The sequence below is a fragment of the Oleiphilus sp. HI0125 genome, from assembly GCF_001635355.1.
Map to the genome: position 1 here is coordinate 1 of NZ_LWGF01000318.1, position 993 is coordinate 993.

The 993-nt window shown below is 41.5% G+C and carries 2 pseudogenes; both read left to right on the forward strand.

Annotated features, from left to right (window positions below):
- Positions 1-182 (forward strand): annotated as a pseudogene (locus A3762_RS04305) (lipopolysaccharide ABC transporter ATP-binding protein); the annotation flags it as partial.
- A gap of 184 nt (positions 183-366) precedes the next feature.
- A pseudogene (locus tag A3762_RS04310) lies at positions 367-993 on the forward strand (RNA polymerase factor sigma-54); the annotation flags it as partial.

Here is a 993-nt window from a genome sequence, read left to right on the forward strand (position 1 = left end):
AAGTTCGCGACCGAGATATTGGCGTACTTATCACCGACCACAACGTGAGAGAGACCTTAGACATTTGCGAACAAGCCTATATTGTTGGCAATGGACACATCATTGCATCAGGCTCGTCTGAGCAAGTATTAGAGAACAAAAAGGTGCGCGAGGTTTACCTTGGCGATGAATTTACAATTTAAAACCAAATTCCCTGTGCAATTACCAGTGAAAAAAGGTTTAACTAAGTTCATCAAAAACTCGTTCAAATTCTTCTCGGAAGTTCTTAAAATAGAAGATATGACATTACGTGCTGGACAAGCACATAGAGAATTCGTTCGACAATGACAAAAACACTGAAAAAGTTAGGATGACCGACTGATGGTAATGAAGGCATCCCTACAACTCAAAATGGGGCAAAGTCTTACAATGACGCCCCAGCTGCAGCAGGCTATTAAACTGCTTCAGCTATCGACTCTAGATCTTCAGGCGGAAATCCAAGAAGCATTGGAATCAAACCCAATGCTAGAAATGATTGAAGACAGTCCTGAGACGCCAAATAGCGAGTCAGAGCAAAATTCAAAAAATGAACAATCTAGCGAAGTATCAAATTCAGAAGTCGAGCCATCACGAGATCTTCACGAAAGCGAACGCGATGAATTTAGCGATTCGATACCAACCGATTTACCTGTCGATACTGCATGGGAAGACATCTACCAAACAAGTGGCCCAGCAAGCTCTGGCACAATGCCAGATGAGAACGACAGCGATTTCGAAAGCAGAAATTCAATTAGCGAGTCTCTGAATGATCACCTGCTATGGCAACTTAATCTAACACCATTTTCTGACCGCGATCGTTTAATTGCAGAAACAATTATTGATGCGATTGACATGGAAGGCTATCTACAAAATACCATTGAAGATATTCATCAAGGTCTATTTAACGAAGAAGATGAAGATCCAGTCGAACTAGAAGAAGTTCACGCAGTTCTGAAGCGTGTTCAACATTTTGAC